At 70.3% G+C, this 15,327-nt stretch carries 10 protein-coding genes; 6 read left to right on the top strand and 4 right to left on the bottom strand.

Translation table 11 applies throughout. The features are described from left to right. The first annotated feature begins 140 nt into the window (after positions 1-140). A complete protein-coding gene (locus BMZ18_RS12320) occupies positions 141-1,418 on the top strand; it encodes an MFS transporter (RefSeq protein ID WP_082895104.1) in 1,278 nt (425 codons plus the stop codon). A gap of 24 nt (positions 1,419-1,442) precedes the next feature. Here the strand turns inward: BMZ18_RS12320 and BMZ18_RS12315 are convergent, their stop codons facing one another. Beyond that, entirely contained in the window at positions 1,443-3,203 is a 1,761-nt protein-coding gene (locus BMZ18_RS12315) for a DEAD/DEAH box helicase (protein ID WP_068364406.1), read from the bottom strand. A gap of 182 nt (positions 3,204-3,385) precedes the next feature. Between BMZ18_RS12315 and BMZ18_RS12310 the strand changes: the two genes are divergently transcribed. Both BMZ18_RS12310 and BMZ18_RS12305 read left to right on the top strand, forming a co-directional pair. After that, positions 3,386-5,173: an AMP-dependent synthetase/ligase gene (locus tag BMZ18_RS12310; protein WP_068364410.1), complete on the top strand. Its 1,788-nt coding sequence runs from the start codon at positions 3,386-3,388 to the stop codon at positions 5,171-5,173. A 62-nt stretch (positions 5,174-5,235) separates the two neighbouring features. Further along, positions 5,236-6,807 carry a molybdopterin-dependent oxidoreductase gene (locus BMZ18_RS12305; RefSeq protein ID WP_068364413.1) on the top strand — a complete coding sequence of 524 codons (1,572 nt, stop codon included), beginning with the start codon at positions 5,236-5,238 and terminating at the stop codon, positions 6,805-6,807. Between the two features lie 23 nt (positions 6,808-6,830). On the opposite strand, the gene BMZ18_RS12300 is transcribed toward BMZ18_RS12305, so the two are convergent. Then, on the bottom strand, positions 6,831-7,448 hold the full coding sequence (locus BMZ18_RS12300) for an alpha/beta hydrolase (RefSeq protein WP_068364422.1): 618 nt from the start codon (positions 7,446-7,448) through the stop codon (positions 6,831-6,833). Between the two features lie 105 nt (positions 7,449-7,553). Between BMZ18_RS12300 and BMZ18_RS12295 the strand changes: the two genes are divergently transcribed. Further along, complete coding sequence (locus tag BMZ18_RS12295; protein ID WP_068364416.1) at positions 7,554-8,546, top strand: alpha/beta hydrolase; 993 nt, start codon at positions 7,554-7,556, stop codon at positions 8,544-8,546. Positions 8,547-8,572: 26 nt separating this feature from the next. Beyond that, positions 8,573-12,016 carry a TM0106 family RecB-like putative nuclease gene (locus tag BMZ18_RS12290; RefSeq protein WP_068364425.1) on the top strand — a complete coding sequence of 1,148 codons (3,444 nt, stop codon included), beginning with the start codon at positions 8,573-8,575 and terminating at the stop codon, positions 12,014-12,016. Here BMZ18_RS12290 and BMZ18_RS12285 read toward each other — a convergent pair. Further along, on the bottom strand, positions 11,986-13,128 hold the full coding sequence (locus tag BMZ18_RS12285; RefSeq protein ID WP_074922231.1) for a type III PLP-dependent enzyme domain-containing protein: 1,143 nt from the start codon (positions 13,126-13,128) through the stop codon (positions 11,986-11,988). The two genes, BMZ18_RS12290 and BMZ18_RS12285, sit on opposite strands and share 31 nt — an antisense overlap. Next, entirely contained in the window at positions 13,125-13,748 is a 624-nt protein-coding gene (locus BMZ18_RS12280) for a TetR/AcrR family transcriptional regulator (protein WP_074922214.1), read from the bottom strand. Before BMZ18_RS12280 ends, BMZ18_RS12285 begins: the two co-directional genes overlap by 4 nt. Positions 13,749-13,801: 53 nt before the next feature. Here BMZ18_RS12280 and BMZ18_RS12275 point away from each other — a divergent pair, with 53 nt between their 5' ends. Next, positions 13,802-15,094 (top strand): D-arabinono-1,4-lactone oxidase, encoded by a 1,293-nt coding sequence (locus BMZ18_RS12275; RefSeq protein WP_074922212.1) that lies wholly within the window; start codon positions 13,802-13,804, stop codon positions 15,092-15,094. Positions 15,095-15,327 lie beyond the last annotated feature (233 nt).

Below are 15,327 nucleotides of genomic sequence, written 5' to 3'. Positions count from 1 at the left end.
CGGTTGGGTAGGCACGGTGGGTGACTTCCCCGGATACGACCCCAGACCGAAGTCCCGACCGACCGGGCGGCACCGCCGACCCGAGCACTCCTCACGACCCACCGGACGGTGTCCTGCGCCGCGCGATCGGCGCCTCGGCGATGGGCAACGCCACCGAGTGGTTCGACTACGGCGTCTACGCCTACACCGCCACGTACATTTCGCGGGCGTTCTTCCCGGACGACCTCGAGTCCGCCACCCTCTTCACCCTCGGCATCTTCGCGATCTCGTTCCTCGTGCGTCCGCTCGGCGGCCTCGTGTGGGGCCCGCTGGGCGACCGCCTCGGCCGCAAGCACGTCCTGGCCCTGACGATCGTGCTCATGGGCACCGCCACGTTCCTCATCGGCGTGATCCCGAGCTACGACTCGATCGGATTCTGGGCGCCCGTGCTGCTGGTGCTCCTGCGCATGATCCAGGGCTTCTCCACCGGCGGCGAGTACGGCGGCGCGGCGACGTTCATGGCCGAGTACTCCCCCGACCGCAAGCGCGGATTCTTCGGCAGCTTTCTCGAATTCGGCACGCTCGGCGGCTTCTCGCTGGGTGCCCTCGTGGTGCTGGCCGTCGATCTCACGTCGACCGACGCGTTCATGGACACGTGGGGCTGGCGGCTCCCGTTCTTCGTCGCCGGCCCGCTGGCCCTGATCGGCCTCTACATGCGCTCCAAGCTCGAGGACACCCCGGTGTTCCGCGAGCTCGAGCAGTCGAACGAGGTCGCGCACGAGACCCGCACGCAGTTCCGCGAGCTGATCGCGCAGTACTGGCGACCGATCCTCACCCTGATGGGTCTGGTGGTCGCGCTCAACGTCTGCAACTACACCCTGCTCAGCTACATGCCGACCTATCTCGAACAGCGCATCGGGCTGACCAGCACATCGTCGCTGTTCCTGGTGGTGATCGGTCAGCTCGCCATGATGGCCGTGATTCCGTTCGCCGGGTCGCTCTCCGACAAGGTCGGCCGCAAGCCCCTCTGGCTGGTCTCGATGGTCGGCCTGTTCGTCTTCGCCATTCCGATGTACCTGCTGATGGCGGTGAACTTCGCCTGGGCGATCGTCGCGTTCACCGTGCTGGGGCTGCTGTACGTGCTGCAGCTGTCGACCATCTCCGCGACGTTCCCGGCGATGTTCCCCACCCACGTGCGGTTCGCCGGCTTCGCCATCGCCTACAACGTGTCGACGTCGCTCTTCGGTGGCACCGCACCCGCCGCCAACGAATGGTTGGTCGAACGCACGGGCAACGACCTGGTGCCCGCGTTCTACATGATGGGCGCGTGCGTCGTCGGCCTGATCGCCCTGCTGTTCGTCGCCGAGACGGCGGGCGCGTCGCTGCGCGGCCGCGCCGTCCCGGGGGTGGACACGGAGGCCCACCCGACCGCGCGCTGAGTCAGCGGCGGCCGTCGCCTCGACTCAGCGGCGGCCGCGGGGCGGTCCCGAATCCCGCTGCAGCTGAATCAACTGCCCACTGATCCTGGTGCGGCGCAACGCTTCCAGCGTTTCGTCCGCCAGGTCGGCGGGCAGTTCGACCAGGCTGTGGTCGGGGCGGATGCTGATGTGCCCGAAGTCGCTGCGGCGCAGACCGCCCTCGTTGGCGATGGCGCCGACGATCGCGCCCGGCACCACCTTGTGCCGCTTTCCGACGCTGATGCGGTAGACCGCCATGTCCTGATCGGTTCGACGCGACTTGCGCACGGGCGGCGCGTTCCGGTCGTCGAACGTCCGCTCGGGCCGTTCGCGCTTCTCCCGCGGCGCCGGGGGAGGCTCGGGCGCCATGAGGAACGCCTCGCCGTCCCGCGACTGGGTGGCCAGCGCCGCGGCGATGTCGGCCAGCGGCACGTCGTGCTCACGTTCGTAGTCCTCGATGAGGCGACGGAACAGGTGCAGCGACGGCGACTGGAGCGACGTGGTGATCGAATCGGCGAACTTGGCGACGCGCTGAGCGTTGACGTCGTCGACGCTCGGCAGCTGCATCTCGGTGATCGGCTGGCGCGTGGCCTTCTCGATCGCCCGGAGCAGATGGCGCTCGCGCGGCGCGACGAAGAGCAGCGCCTGGCCGGTGCGGCCGGCGCGACCGGTGCGGCCGATGCGGTGGACGTAGGACTCGGTGTCGTGCGGAATGTCGTAGTTGACGACGTGCGAGATGCGGTCGACGTCGAGTCCGCGCGCGGCGACGTCGGTGGCGACGAGGACGTCGAGGGCGCCGCTCTTGAGCTGGCCGATGGTCCGCTCGCGTTGCGCCTGCACGATGTCGCCGTTGATGGCGGCCGCCGAGTAGCCCCGGGCCCGCAGCTTCTCGGCGAGGTCCTCGGTGGCCTGCTTGGTGCGGACGAAGATGATCATCGCCTCGAAGTCCTCGACCTCGAAGATGCGGGTGAGGGCGTCGAGCTTGCGCTGGTGCGCGACCTGTACGTACCGCTGCGTGATGTTCGGCGCGGTGGACGTCGCCGTCTTCACCGTGATCTCGACCGGGTCGTGCATGTACTGCTTGCTCATCTTGCGGATCGAGCCCGGCATGGTGGCCGAGAACAGCGCGACCTGCTTGTACTCCGGAGTGTCGGCGAGGATGCGCTCGACGTCCTCCTGGAAGCCCATCTTGAGCATCTCGTCGGCCTCGTCGAGCACCAGGTACTCGAGGTGCGAGAGGTCCAGTGCGCCCTTCTCCAGGTGGTCGATGACCCGGCCGGGGGTGCCGACGATGATCTGCGCACCGCGCCGCAGACCGGACAACTGCACGCCGTACGCCTGGCCGCCGTAGATCGGCAGGATGTGCAGGCCCGGGATTTTGGCGGCGTACTTGCCGAACGCCTCGGCCACCTGCAGCGCGAGCTCACGCGTGGGGGCGAGGACCAACGCCTGCGGAACGCGGTTGGCGACGTCGAGACGCGAGAGGATGGGAACGGCGAACGCCGCCGTCTTGCCCGTGCCCGTCTGCGCGAGTCCGACGACGTCCTTGCCCGCCATCAACGGCGGAATGGTGGCCGCCTGAATGGGCGACGGGGACTCGTACCCCACATCGCGGAGCGCCGCGAGGACGCGATCGTCGATGCCGAGATCGGCGAAGGTCTGCTCGGGGGCCGCGTCGCGGGGTGCCTCGTGGTCGGGCTCGGGGGTGGGCTCGGACGCGGTCGACGCCGGGCGATCGCCGGTGGATTCACCGTCGGAAGTGCTCATGTGCACCAGAGTCTAGTCCCGATCGGGCCCCACGGTTCCCACCCGACGCGCCCCCGGCCCGGGGCACGCCTCGCGCGGTGGTTCGATTCGGACAAACGGGATACCGGGGAGACCGCCCGCTTCGGCCCGAACTGTGATCCAATACACAGCACATCTGGTGCTACTGGAAGGTAATCACGACCGTGCGCGAATACTCCGTCCCCGCGTCCTACCAAGTTCCCGACGACGTCTCCATGGCGGACAGCGTCTTCACGTACGCGCAGGACACCCCGAGCTGGGTTCCCTTCCAGCGTCGGAGCGGGTCCGCGTTCGTCGACGTCACCGCGAAGCAGTTCGCGGAGGAGGTCGCCGCCGCCGCGAAGGGCCTCATGGCCTCCGGCATCGAGTTCGGCGACCGCGTCGCCATCCTCTCCGCGACCCGGTACGAGTGGGTCGTCCTCGACTACGCGATCTGGACCGCCGGTGCCTGCACCGTGTCCATCTACGAGACCTCGGCCGCCGACCAGGCGTCGTGGATTCTCGAGGACTCGGCGACGAAGCTGCTCATCGTCGAGACCAACGACCACCGCGAGCGGGTGAAGGAGGTCACCGAGAAGGCGGAGGCGCTCCGCGAGACGTTGGTGATCGACGGCGGCGCGGTCGACGAGCTGGTCACCCGCGGCCGGTCGGTCTCCGACGAGGATCTGCACGCTCGACGCAGGCAGGTCACCGCCTCCTCTGCGGCGACGCTCATCTACACCTCGGGGACCACGGGTCGCCCGAAGGGTGTGCAGCTGACCCACGGCAACTTCTACGCCGAGACCTCGGCGACGCAGGTGGCTCTGCACGACCAGATGACCGAGGGCAAGCGCACGCTGCTCTTCCTGCCGATGGCGCACGTGTTCGCCCGCGCAGTGTCCTTCGGCGCCTTCGAGGCCAAGGTGACCGTCGCCCACACCTCGGACACGACGACGCTGGTCGAGCAGTTCGCGGAGTTCCAGCCGGACTTCATCCTCTCGGTGCCCCGCGTGTTCGAGAAGGTCTACAACTCGGCCAAGCAGAAGGCACACGACGGCGGCAAGGGCAAGATCTTCGACCAGGCGGCCGAGGTCGCCATCGAGTGGAGCAAGGCGCAGGACGCCGGCGGCGCCGGGTTGGGGCTCAAGCTCAAGCACGCACTGTTCGACAAGCTGGTCTACTCCAAGCTGCGCGCGGCCCTCGGCGGCCGGTGCCAGAGCGCGCTGTCCGGCGGCGGTCCGCTCGGTGCCCGGCTCGGACACTTCTTCCGCGGCATCGGCGTCCCGGTCCGCGAGGGCTACGGGCTCACCGAGACCAGTGCGGCCGTCACGGTCAACACCACCGACAAGCAGCGCATCGGTTCGGTGGGTCGCCCCCTCGAGGGCCATGCCGTCAAGATCGCGGAGGACGGCGAGGTGCTGGTCAAGGGGCCGGTGGTCTTCTCCGGGTACTGGCACAACGACAAGGCCACCGAGGAGTCCATCCGCGACGGCTGGTTCCACACCGGCGACATCGGCTCGCTGGACGACGAGGGCTTCCTGTCGATCACCGGTCGCAAGAAGGAGATCATCGTGACCGCCGGCGGCAAGAACGTCGCCCCCGCCGGTCTCGAGGACGCCATCCGCTCGCACCCGCTGGTGAGCCAGTGCCTCGTGGTCGGCGACGCCAAGCCGTTCATCGGTGCGCTGATCACGCTGGACCCGGAAGCACTGCCGGGCTGGCTCGAGCGTCACGGGCTGGACAAGGACACCCAGGCCTCCGAGCTGACCACCAACAGCGATCTGGTCGCGGAGATCGACGCGGCGGTCGCGTCGGCCAATTCGAAGGTGTCCAACGCCGAGCAGATCAAGAAGTACACGATTCTGCCCGGCGACTTCACCATCGAATCCGGTGAACTCACCCCGACGATGAAGCTCAAGCGCAACGTCATTCTCGAGTCGCACGCCAAGGAGGTCTCCGAAATCTACGGCTGAGCGGACCGGACATTCGGGGCCGTTCCGGCAAGCCGTTCGAGGAACGGCCTCGAATACCGCACATGACCACCTCGCCCACCGTCGACACCCCGCCGGACGACGCCCGCACCCGCATCCACCCGTTCTCCCGGATGCTCGCGGGCGTGATCTCCGCCGGATTGGTACTGGCGGTGGGCGAAGTGCTGTCGCTGTTCTTCTCCCCGTCGTCGTCGCCGTTCCTCGCCGTCGGGTCGACCACCGTGGACCGCACGCCCGCGTGGGCGCGCGAGTTCGCCATCGACACCTTCGGCACCAACGACAAGGTCGCGCTCTTCGTCGGCATGAGCGTGCTGATCGTGCTGATCTCGGCCGTCGCCGGTCTTCTCGAGCGGCCGTCCCGGCCGATCGGGTCCGTGATTCTCGCCGTGCTCGGCGCGGTGGGTGTGTTCGCGGTGACCCAGCGACCCACGGCCGACACGGTCGACGTGATCCCCACCGTCGTCGGCGTGATCGTCGGCATCGTTCTGCTCCGCCTGTTGACCCGCGCTCTCGTCCCGCCGCCCGGTGAGCGGGACGGTGCGATGCCGCGCCGAAAGTTCCTCGTCCTCGCGGGCGCCGCCGCCGCGGTGGCCGTGGCCGCCGGCGCCGTCGGACGCTACGTCGGCGAGCGGGCCGCCGGACTCGCGGACGACATGCGCAATTTCCGCATTCCGACGGTGCCCGCCGGCAATGCCGCCCCCGCCATTCCGGCGGGAACCGACATCGGTGTCGACGGAGCTACCTCGTTCGTCACCGCGAACGACACGTTCTACCGCATCGACACGGCTCTGCAGGTACCGCAGCTGACCACCGAGGAATGGCAGCTCCGCATCCACGGAATGGTCGACCGCGAGATCACCCTGTCGTGGGACGACCTCATGGCACGGACGCCGATCGAGCGCGTCATCACCTTGACCTGCGTCTCCAACGAGGTCGGAGGGCCGCTGGCCGGCAACGCGACCTGGGTCGGGTTCCCGATCGCGGACATCCTCGACGAGGCCGGCGTGCAGGCCGATGCGGACATGCTGCTCTCGACCTCCATCGACGGCATGACCATCGGCACCCCCGTCGAGGCCCTTCGGGACGGCCGCGACGCCATGCTGGCGGTGTCGATGAACGGGCAACCGCTCCCCCTCGAGCACGGCTACCCGGTGCGTCAGGTGGTGCCCGGCCTCTACGGCTACGTCTCCGCCACGAAGTGGGTCGTCGACTGGGAGCTGACTCGGTTCGACCAGGCGCAGGCGTACTGGACCGAGCGCGGCTGGGGTGAACGCGGACCGATCAAGACCGCGTCGCGCATCGACGTGCCGGCCGCATTCGCGCCGGTGTCGCCCGGCCGGGTCCGTATCGCCGGAACGGCGTGGCACCAGCACGTCGGCATCGACCGCGTCGAGGTCAGGGTGGACGACGGGCCGTGGCAGGAGGCAACCCTCGCCGAGGAGTACTCGGTGGACACCTGGCGTCAGTGGTACTGGGACTGGGACGCGACGGCCGGCAACCACAACGTCCAGGTCCGCGCGACGGACCGGACCGGCGAGACGCAGACCGAGGAGCGCACGCCGCCGATTCCGGGCGGGTCCACCGGCTGGCACACCCGCACGATCATCGTCAGCTGACGAACGCTGCCGCGTCGACTGTCTCAGGCGACGAACGCTGCCGCGTCGTCGGTCACGACGCGGTGGATCTTCTCGTGCAACAGGTCGTGCCCGGCGTCGTCGTACTCCCGCAGGGTCACCGCCGTGCCGCGCACGAGGTCGCGGACGCCGTCGATGGGCACCATCCGGTCGTCGACACCGTGCAGCGCGAGCGTCGGGACGGCGGCCGCCCGGACGAGCGTGGCCCGATCCACCAGTCGGGTCGGCAGGGCGACGAGAACCAACGCCGTGACGGCCCTCGGGGGCCCGTCGGCCAGCATTCGCACCGCCGTCGCGGAGCCCAGGGAATGCCCCATGACGGCGATCCGACCGGCCGTGTCGTCGTCCTGCTCGCCGATCACCTGCTCGACGAGCAGGCGCGCGTTCTCCGCGAGCGCGTCCAGGTAGGCGACGTCGTCCCCGATGTCGCCTTCCGACAGCCCGTGGCCGATGTGATCGAGCGCCGTCGTCTCGATGCCGTGCGCAGCCAGGGCCGTGGCGAAGCGGTGATAGTGCCCCGAGTGCTGACCGCGCCCGTGCAGGAACACCACGTGCGCGCGGGGCGACTCGACCGGCCACCGGCGGTAGTGGACGCGTCCGCGTGATCCCTCGAAGAACGGCATGAGGACCATTCTGGTCCGCAGAGCGCCGGGAGTCGTGACGGAGCTGTGACGGCATCGACGCGCGACCGACTCCGGCCGCGCGGCGCCGTCTGACAAGATCGGACCATGAAGTCCGTTTTCCGTGGTCGCGCCGTCTCCCGTCTCGCCTCGGTGGTGACCGCCGCGGTCGCCGCTCTCACGGTGTCCGTGGTGGTGGTCCCGACCGCGGCGGCGCAGGACGGTCCGCGCGTGGTCGGCGTCCGCGACCTGTCGCCGACGCACTCGGTGGTCGACGTCTACTCCCCCGCCATGGACAAGGTGGTCTCGAACGACGTGCTGCGGCCCCGGGGCGGAGGGGCTGCCCCGACGCTGTATCTGCTGAACGGCGCCCTCGGCAACGAGGACGGCGTGGGGTGGATCAACAATTCCGGCGCGGTCGGGTTCTTCGCCGACAAGGCCGTCAACGTGGTGCTCCCCATCGGCGGTCGGCTGTCGTTCTACACCGACTGGCTGGCCGACGACGCGCTGATCGGTCGGAACAAGTGGCAGACGTACCTCACCGCGGAGCTGCCCGCGGTGATGGACCGCCACCTCGGCAGCACCCGTCGTAACGCCGTCGCCGGGGTCTCGATGAGCGGCGGACCCGCCCTCGATCTCGCGGTCCAGGCGCCCGGTCTCTATCGCGCGGCCGCGTCCCTCAGCGGCTGCCCGGCGTCGTCGCACCCGCTGGCGCAGGCCGCGATCTCGGTGATGATCGGCGGCGCGCTCACCAACCCGTTCGCCATGTGGGGCGTCCCCGGCGCGCCGGGATGGACGCAGCACGACCCGGCACAGAACGCACACCGACTGCGCGGCACCGCGGTCTACGCGGCGTCGGCCTCGGGCATGCCCGGACCGGTCGACGACATCCCCGCGGGCAGCCTCTTCCCGGTGGGCGGCGCCGCCGTGGAGGCGATGGTGAACGTGTGCACCGGCCTCTTCGCCGACGCCGTCCGCGCGGCCGGCGTGCCCGCGACGATCTCGATGCGCGATCACGGCTCGCACAGCTGGGCGCTGTTCGAGGACGAGCTGCGGGACGCGTGGTACTCCACGATCGCCCCGGCGCTCGGCACCCGCTGACGGACCCTCTCACTACGCTGGCACTCGTGTTCGTTCTCGACGACGACTTGATCCACAGTGCGGGGGACCTCGCTCTCGCCGCGCAGTGCGAGTTCGCGGTGCTGCGGACCCTGGACGCGCATCTCGGACGCCTCGACGCCGGCGCGACCGCAGGGACGGACGACGCGATGCTCGCCCGGCTGTCCCGGCTGGGTTCCCAGCACGAGGCACGGCAGTGGGCCGCGTACCGTCGGCAGTTCGGCGACGACGCGATCGCGGTGGAGCGGCCGGGACGTCTGCGCTCGGAGCTCACCGCCGCCGCTGCGACCACCCTGGACGCGGCGGCGCGGCGGGCACCGGTGATCTATCAGGGCACGTTCTTCGGCGACGGTTTCCTCGGGTTCGGCGACTTCCTGGTGTACGACGAGGAGGCCGACGCCTACGAGGTACACGACACCAAACTGTCACGGACCGAACGGGTTCCGTCCATCCTGCAGCTCGCGGCGTACGCGGAGGCGCTGACCGCGGCGGGCATTCCGGTGTCGGACACCGCCCGCCTCGTGCTCGGCGACGGCACGCGCACCGCCGTCCACCTTCCGGACGTCCTGCCGGTCCACCGGCGCGCGCGAGCGGAGCTCGTGGCTCTGCTCGACGAGCATCGCACTCAACTGCTCCCGGCCGACTGGGCCGATGCGACCGTGCGGGCCTGCTTCCGGTGCGAGCACTGCGCGCCGGAGGTCGAGGCAAGTCGTGATCTGCTGCTGGTCGCCGGGATGCGGGTGTCGCAGCGGGCCGCTCTGCTCGCGGCGGACGTCGCGACGATCGACGCGCTGGCCGCGTCGTCGGGCCCGGTGCCCGATCTGTCGGCCCGCAGCCTCGCGGGGCTGCGTGACCAGGCGCGCGTGCAGGTTCAGCAGGAGTCCACGGAATCACCCGTCGTCGAGTTCCACACGCCGTCGGCCCTCGGCGCGCTGCCGGCGCCCGACGACGGCGACATCTTCTTCGATTTCGAGGGCGACCCACTGCACACCGAGAACGGGTCCACCGACTGGGGGCTCGAGTACCTGTTCGGCGTGCTCGAGACCGATCGCGCGTTCCGCCCGTTCTGGGCCCACGACCGCGACGAGGAGCGCGCGGCGTTCGTGGCCTTCGTCGACTACGTGCGGGAGCGGCGACGACAGTACCCCGCCATGCACGTGTATCACTATGCAGCGTACGAGAAGTCGGCCCTGCTCCGGCTGGCGGCGCGGCACGGCGTGTACGAGGAGGAGGTGGACGACCTGCTGCGCGAGCAGGTGCTGGTGGACCTCTACCCCGTGGTGCGCAGCACCCTGAGGATCGGGGCCCGCAGCTACAGCATCAAGAAGCTCGAGCCGGCGTACATGTCCGACGTGCGCGGCGATGTGGCCGACGCGGTCGCCTCGATCACCGAGTACGCCCGGTGGCGGGACCTGCGCGATCGGGGCGAGCTCGACGAGGCTGCGACGGTGCTCGCCGAGATCGCGGACTACAACCGATACGACTGCGAGTCGACGCTCGAGCTGCGGAACTGGTTGCTGGCGCACGCCGCCGAAGCGGGCGTCACGCCCCGCGGGCCGATCGAGCCGACACCGCCGACCGACGACGACTCGCCGAACCCGGCGCGAGATGCCCTGCGCGAGTTCGCCGGGCCGACCGACGGGCGCACGCCCGAACGCCAGGGCGCGGCGCTGCTCGCCGCGGCGGTGGACTACCACCGACGGGAGGAGAAGCCGTTCTGGTGGGCGCACTTCGACCGTCTCTCGTCACCGGTGGACGAGTGGGCGGACACCCGCGACGTCTTCGTGGTCGAGAGCGTCGAGTCGATGTCGGACTGGGCGAAGCCCACGCCCCGACACAACGTTCGCCGAACCTCGGTGCTGCGCGGTGAGTTCGGTCCCGGCAGCGCCGTCCGGGGCGCGGAGGTCGCCGTGCTGTACGCGCCCCCGGCACCGGAGTGGATCAAGCCCGAGCTTCGCGCCAATCCGCAGTACCGGTGGACCGCCGCCGGGACCATCGTGGACGTCTCCGCGGACGGGTCCTCCGTGACGCTCGAGGAGTCGATTCCGAAGGGCGCCGACCCGCACGACCTCGAGCCCGTGGCCACCGCGCCCACGCGCGGACCCGCCACGACCACCCTGCGCGCCGCCGTGGCCACCACGGCGGTAGAGGTCGCCGACGCACTCCCCCATGTGCCCGAGTCGGCCGTCCTCGACCTGCTCCTGCGCCGCCGACCGCGCACCCGGTCCGGTCACCCGTTACGCACCGACGACCCGTCCGTCGCCGGAATCACCACCGCGCTGCTCGACCTCGATCGGTCCTACGTCGCCGTCCAGGGCCCGCCCGGAACGGGCAAGACCTACACGGGGTCTCGCGTCGTCGCCGCGCTGGTCCGCGAGCACGGATGGCGCGTCGGCGTCGTGGGCCAGTCGCACGCCGTCGTCGAGAACTTCCTCGACGCCGTCGTCGACGCCGGACTCGACGGGACACGCGTCCACAAGAAGCCCGGATCGGATCGGCCTCGCCGCTGGACCGCGTCGGCCAAGGATGTCGACGTCGCCGCCCTCGACGGCGGCTGCGTGGTCGGCGGTACGGCGTGGACGATGACCAACCGGAAGAACATCGCCGAGAACGCGTTCGACCTACTGGTGATCGACGAGGCCGGCCAGTTCTGCCTGGCCAACACCGTCGCCGTCGGCCGCGCCGCACGGAACCTTCTTCTGCTCGGCGACCCGCAGCAACTCCCCCAGGTGAGCCAGGGCAGTCACCCGGAGCCGGTGGACGCCTCGGCCCTCGGGTGGCTGGCCGACGGCGCGGACACGCTGCCCGCCGACCTCGGATACTTCCTCGCCACCACGCGCCGCATGCATCCCGACGTGTGCCGCGTCGTGTCCGACCTGTCGTACGACGGCCGTCTGCACGCACACGAGAGCGTCGGGGCCAGGTCTCTCGACGGCGTCTCGCCGGGCGTCCACACGGCGTTCGTCGACCATGTCGGGAATGCGACGTCGTCTCGCGAGGAGGCCGACGAGGTGGTGCGGCTCGCGCGGTCGGTGATCGGACGGACGTGGCGGACCGGCGCGGAGTCGCGGCCGCTGGAGTCGTCCGACGTCTTGGTGGTCGCGGCGTACAACGCGCAGGTGGCCGTGATCCGGGCGGCACTCGACGACGCCGGACTCACGGACACCGCCTGCGGGACAGTGGACCGGTTCCAGGGCCGTGAGGCGCCGGTGGTGATCGTCTCGATGGCGGCCTCCGCGCCGGAGGACGTGCCGCGCGGCATGCCGTTCCTGCTGTCGCGCAACAGGATCAACGTCGCCCTCTCGCGGGGACAGTGGGTGTCGTACGTGGTGCGCTCACCGGCGCTGACGCACTACCTGCCCGGCACGCCCGTCGAGCTGTCACTGCTGGGGGCGTTCATGCGGGTCAGCCCGGACCTCGTTCAGCCGAAGGTACGTCCCTCGCCGCGGTAGGTGGGCACCGCGGTGCGGTTGTCGTTCTCCACCAGGTGCACGGTGTCGAACCGCTCGCACACCTCCCCCGCCTTGGCGTGCCGGAACCACACCCGATCGCCGAGTGTCGCACCGGATCCCACGATCGGGGTCTGGACCTCGCCGACACCCTCGGCGCGCAGCAGGCGGCCGGGACCGACGATGCTCGGCACGCGCGACCGCCCGGTCGGTCCGGACGCGATGTACCCGCCGGCGAATGCCGTCGCGATGCGGGAGGTGGGGGTCCGCACGACGGGGAGGGCGAAGAACAGTGCGGGGGCGGGCGTGAACGCGTCGTACCCGTCGAAGAGGGTGGGCGCGAAGATGCCCGACCCGGCCGTGACTTCCGTGACCGACGGGTCGGCCGCGGACACCTCGAGAGACCCCGTGCCACCGCTGTTGACGATGCGCAGCGGGCCCACCGCGTCCCGCAGGGCGTCCACCACCGCGGCGCGGCGATAGGCCAACTCACCGGCGGACTTTCGCTTCATCCACCGTACGGCTCGCCCGGAATCGGGGAGGCCGGCGATCTGCGCCTCGTAGAACATCACACCCTGAACGGCCATCCCCCGGCGTGACGCGTCGCGTCCGAGCCGGACGACGTCGTCCGGCGTCCGCAACGGGGAGCGTCGCACACCGATGTGCGCCGGGCCGAGCCGTAGTGAGGCGTCGACGTCCAGACAGACCCGCGGCGGCGATGCCCACGGACCCACGGCCTCGAGCAGGTCGAGGTGGGCGGCGGAATCGACCATCAGCATGATGCGCTGTATCGCAACATCATTCGATGCGAGCTGCGTGAGAGCGCCGCGGTCGACGGTGGGATAGCCCATGAGCACGTCGTCGCACTCCAGCCACAGCGCCTCGCGAAGGGACCAGGCCATGATCCCGGCGAATCCGGGGGTGGCCAGCGCGCGATCCAGCACCGCCCGCACCCGGACGGATTTCGACGCGACCCGAATGGGCGTCCCACCTGCACGGCGCACGAGGGCGGCCAGGTTGGTGTCGATCGCGGCGACGTCGGCGGCGAGCAGGGGCGCATCGAGATCGGCCGTCGCGGAGTTCAGACGGTCGATCCGCGGATCGGTGGCCGTCATCGTGCCACCGCCCACGCGGCGACCCGATCGGCCAACGCATCGAGTTCCCCTGCAGCGGAATCGGAGTCGCGGTCGACCAGCCAGCGGAGCACGACGCCGTCGAGGGTGGCCAGGATCGAGCGGACCATCACGGGCACGGGCACCGTCCAGGTGGTGGCGGTGGCCTCGGCCACGTCGATCAGGAAGGGGGCGGTGGCGTCGTCCATCGCGCGATACTGCCGCTCCGCGATGGTGCGATGCGGGCCGTCGGCGCGGACCGCGTACGCCGTGATCTCGTAGGTGAGGATCTGACGCTCGGGGGTCGCCTCGATCGCGGCCCAGAGCGCGGCCAGCCCGCGTCGCACCGTCCGGCCGACGGCCCGAGGGCCGACACCGGTACGCGGCACCGCGTCGAGGGCGGCGCGGACGGCCTCACCGAGTTCCGCGACGAGGACGTCCGCCATCGCACCGACCACGGCGTCCTTGTTCTCGAAGCAGTAGTGCACGACGCCGAGGGACACGGCCGCGCGCTCCGCGATTCCGCGGACCGTCACGGCGGCGATGCCCTGGTCCACGGCGAGAGCGAGTCCGGCGTCGGCGAGTTGTCGACGTCTGTCGTCGACGGAGAGTCGAGTAGGCACGTCGACGACCCTAGGGCTTGACTTGGACGATTGTCCAGTATTTGATCCGAGGCATGACATGGTCGAACTGGGCCGGTAATCAGCAGGCGAGTCCCGTCGAGGTGGCACGACCCCGCGACGACGCGGACGTGTGCGACGTCGTCCGTCGGGCTCCGGGGCGTGTCAAGGCCGTCGGCGCCGGCCATTCTTTCACCGGCGCCGCGGTGACCGACGGAACCCTCGTCTCACTCGACCTGCTCACGGGCATCGAATCGACGACACCGGGCCCGGACGGCACCACTGATGTGACCGTGCGCGCCGGCACTCGGCTCGGAGCGCTGTGCGCGATGCTCGACGACCGCGGCCTGGCCTTGACCAACATGGGTGACATCGACGTGCAATCGGTGGCCGGGGCGATCTCGACCGGGACACACGGCACCGGAGCACGATTCACCGGGCTGGCCGGTCAGGTGGTAAGAGTCCGCGTGGTCCTCGCGGACGGAACGGAACGGACGGTGACGGAAGGTCCGGTGTTCGAGTGTGCCCGACTCGGGCTCGGAGCCTTCGGCATCCTCACCGCCGTGACGCTCCGCTGTGTGCCGGCGTTCCTGCTGCGCGCCGAGGAGACGCCGGGTCGACTGGGCGACACCCTCGAGCGGTTCCCGCACGACGCCGCCACGATCGACCATCCGGAGTTCTACTGGTTTCCCCACACCGATCGTGTTCTGGTCAAACGCAATACGCGCCTCCCCGCGGACGCTACGGCGGCGCCGCTGAGCCGGATCCGACGCTGGTTCGACGACGACGTGATGGCCAACGGGGCCTTCGAGGTTCTCAACCGAGCGAGCACCCGGGTGCCCGCGGTGATCCCGCGCGTCAACCGCGTCTCGGCGGCGGCATGGTCGGGACGAACGATGACCGATCGCAGCCACCGCGTGTTCACGTCGAGCCGGCGGGTGCGGTTCCGCGAGAGCGAGTACGCGATCCCCCCGGACGCCGTGCCCACGGTGGTCAGCGAACTTGACGCCTGGATTCGACGCACGGACTACCGAGTGACCTTTCCGGTCGAGATCCGCTGCGCGGCAGCAGACGACGTGTGGCTGTCCACTGCGCACGGTCGACCCAGCGCGTACGTGGCCGCGCACCAGTACCACCGCCGACCGGACGGCGACTACTTCGCCGCGTTCGAGGCGATCGCGCGCAGTGTCGGAGGTCGGCCGCACTGGGGCAAACTGCACAGCCTGGGTGCCGACGAGCTCCGCGCGCTCTACCCGCGCTACGACGACGCGCTCGCTGTCCGCGCCGAGGTCGACCCGACCGGGGTGTTCGACAACGACTACCTCCGGCGGGTCCTTCCCCTCGGCTGACCGGGGCACACCTTTCCGCTCGTCAGAACGGGGGTGGTGCGTCGTCGGGTTCGGGTGGTCGGATCCCGCTCAGGTTGTTGCGCAGGCGGTTTCGGTCGCGTTCCTGGCGGCGGCGGGCGTGTTTCTGCTCGGTGCGGGGGGGCGGGTCGGGTGGGTTCGGAGCCGGGTGACGGCGGCCGGGTGGCGGGTGGGTCGCCGAAGACGATCATGTCGAGGCCGGGGTGGGTGTCGAA

The sequence above is a fragment of the Rhodococcoides kroppenstedtii genome (assembly GCF_900111805.1).
Classification (GTDB): domain Bacteria; phylum Actinomycetota; class Actinomycetes; order Mycobacteriales; family Mycobacteriaceae; genus Rhodococcoides; species Rhodococcoides kroppenstedtii.
Note: the sequence above shows the minus strand (reverse complement) of the source record. Positions and strands in the feature narration are given on the sequence as shown.

What these genes read in the sequence shown, in the direction of transcription:
- BMZ18_RS12320 (WP_082895104.1), top strand. Translation starts at nt 141, where the DNA reads ATGGGCAACGCCACCGAGTGGTTCGACTACGGCGTCTACGCCTACACC.
- BMZ18_RS12315 (WP_068364406.1), bottom strand. Translation starts at nt 3,203, where the DNA reads ATGAGCACTTCCGACGGTGAATCCACCGGCGATCGCCCGGCGTCGACC.
- BMZ18_RS12305 (WP_068364413.1), top strand. Translation starts at nt 5,236, where the DNA reads ATGACCACCTCGCCCACCGTCGACACCCCGCCGGACGACGCCCGCACC.
- BMZ18_RS12300 (WP_068364422.1), bottom strand. Translation starts at nt 7,448, where the DNA reads ATGCCGTTCTTCGAGGGATCACGCGGACGCGTCCACTACCGCCGGTGG.
- BMZ18_RS12295 (WP_068364416.1), top strand. Translation starts at nt 7,554, where the DNA reads ATGAAGTCCGTTTTCCGTGGTCGCGCCGTCTCCCGTCTCGCCTCGGTG.
- BMZ18_RS12285 (WP_074922231.1), bottom strand. Translation starts at nt 13,128, where the DNA reads ATGACGGCCACCGATCCGCGGATCGACCGTCTGAACTCCGCGACGGCC.
- BMZ18_RS12275 (WP_074922212.1), top strand. Translation starts at nt 13,802, where the DNA reads ATGACATGGTCGAACTGGGCCGGTAATCAGCAGGCGAGTCCCGTCGAG.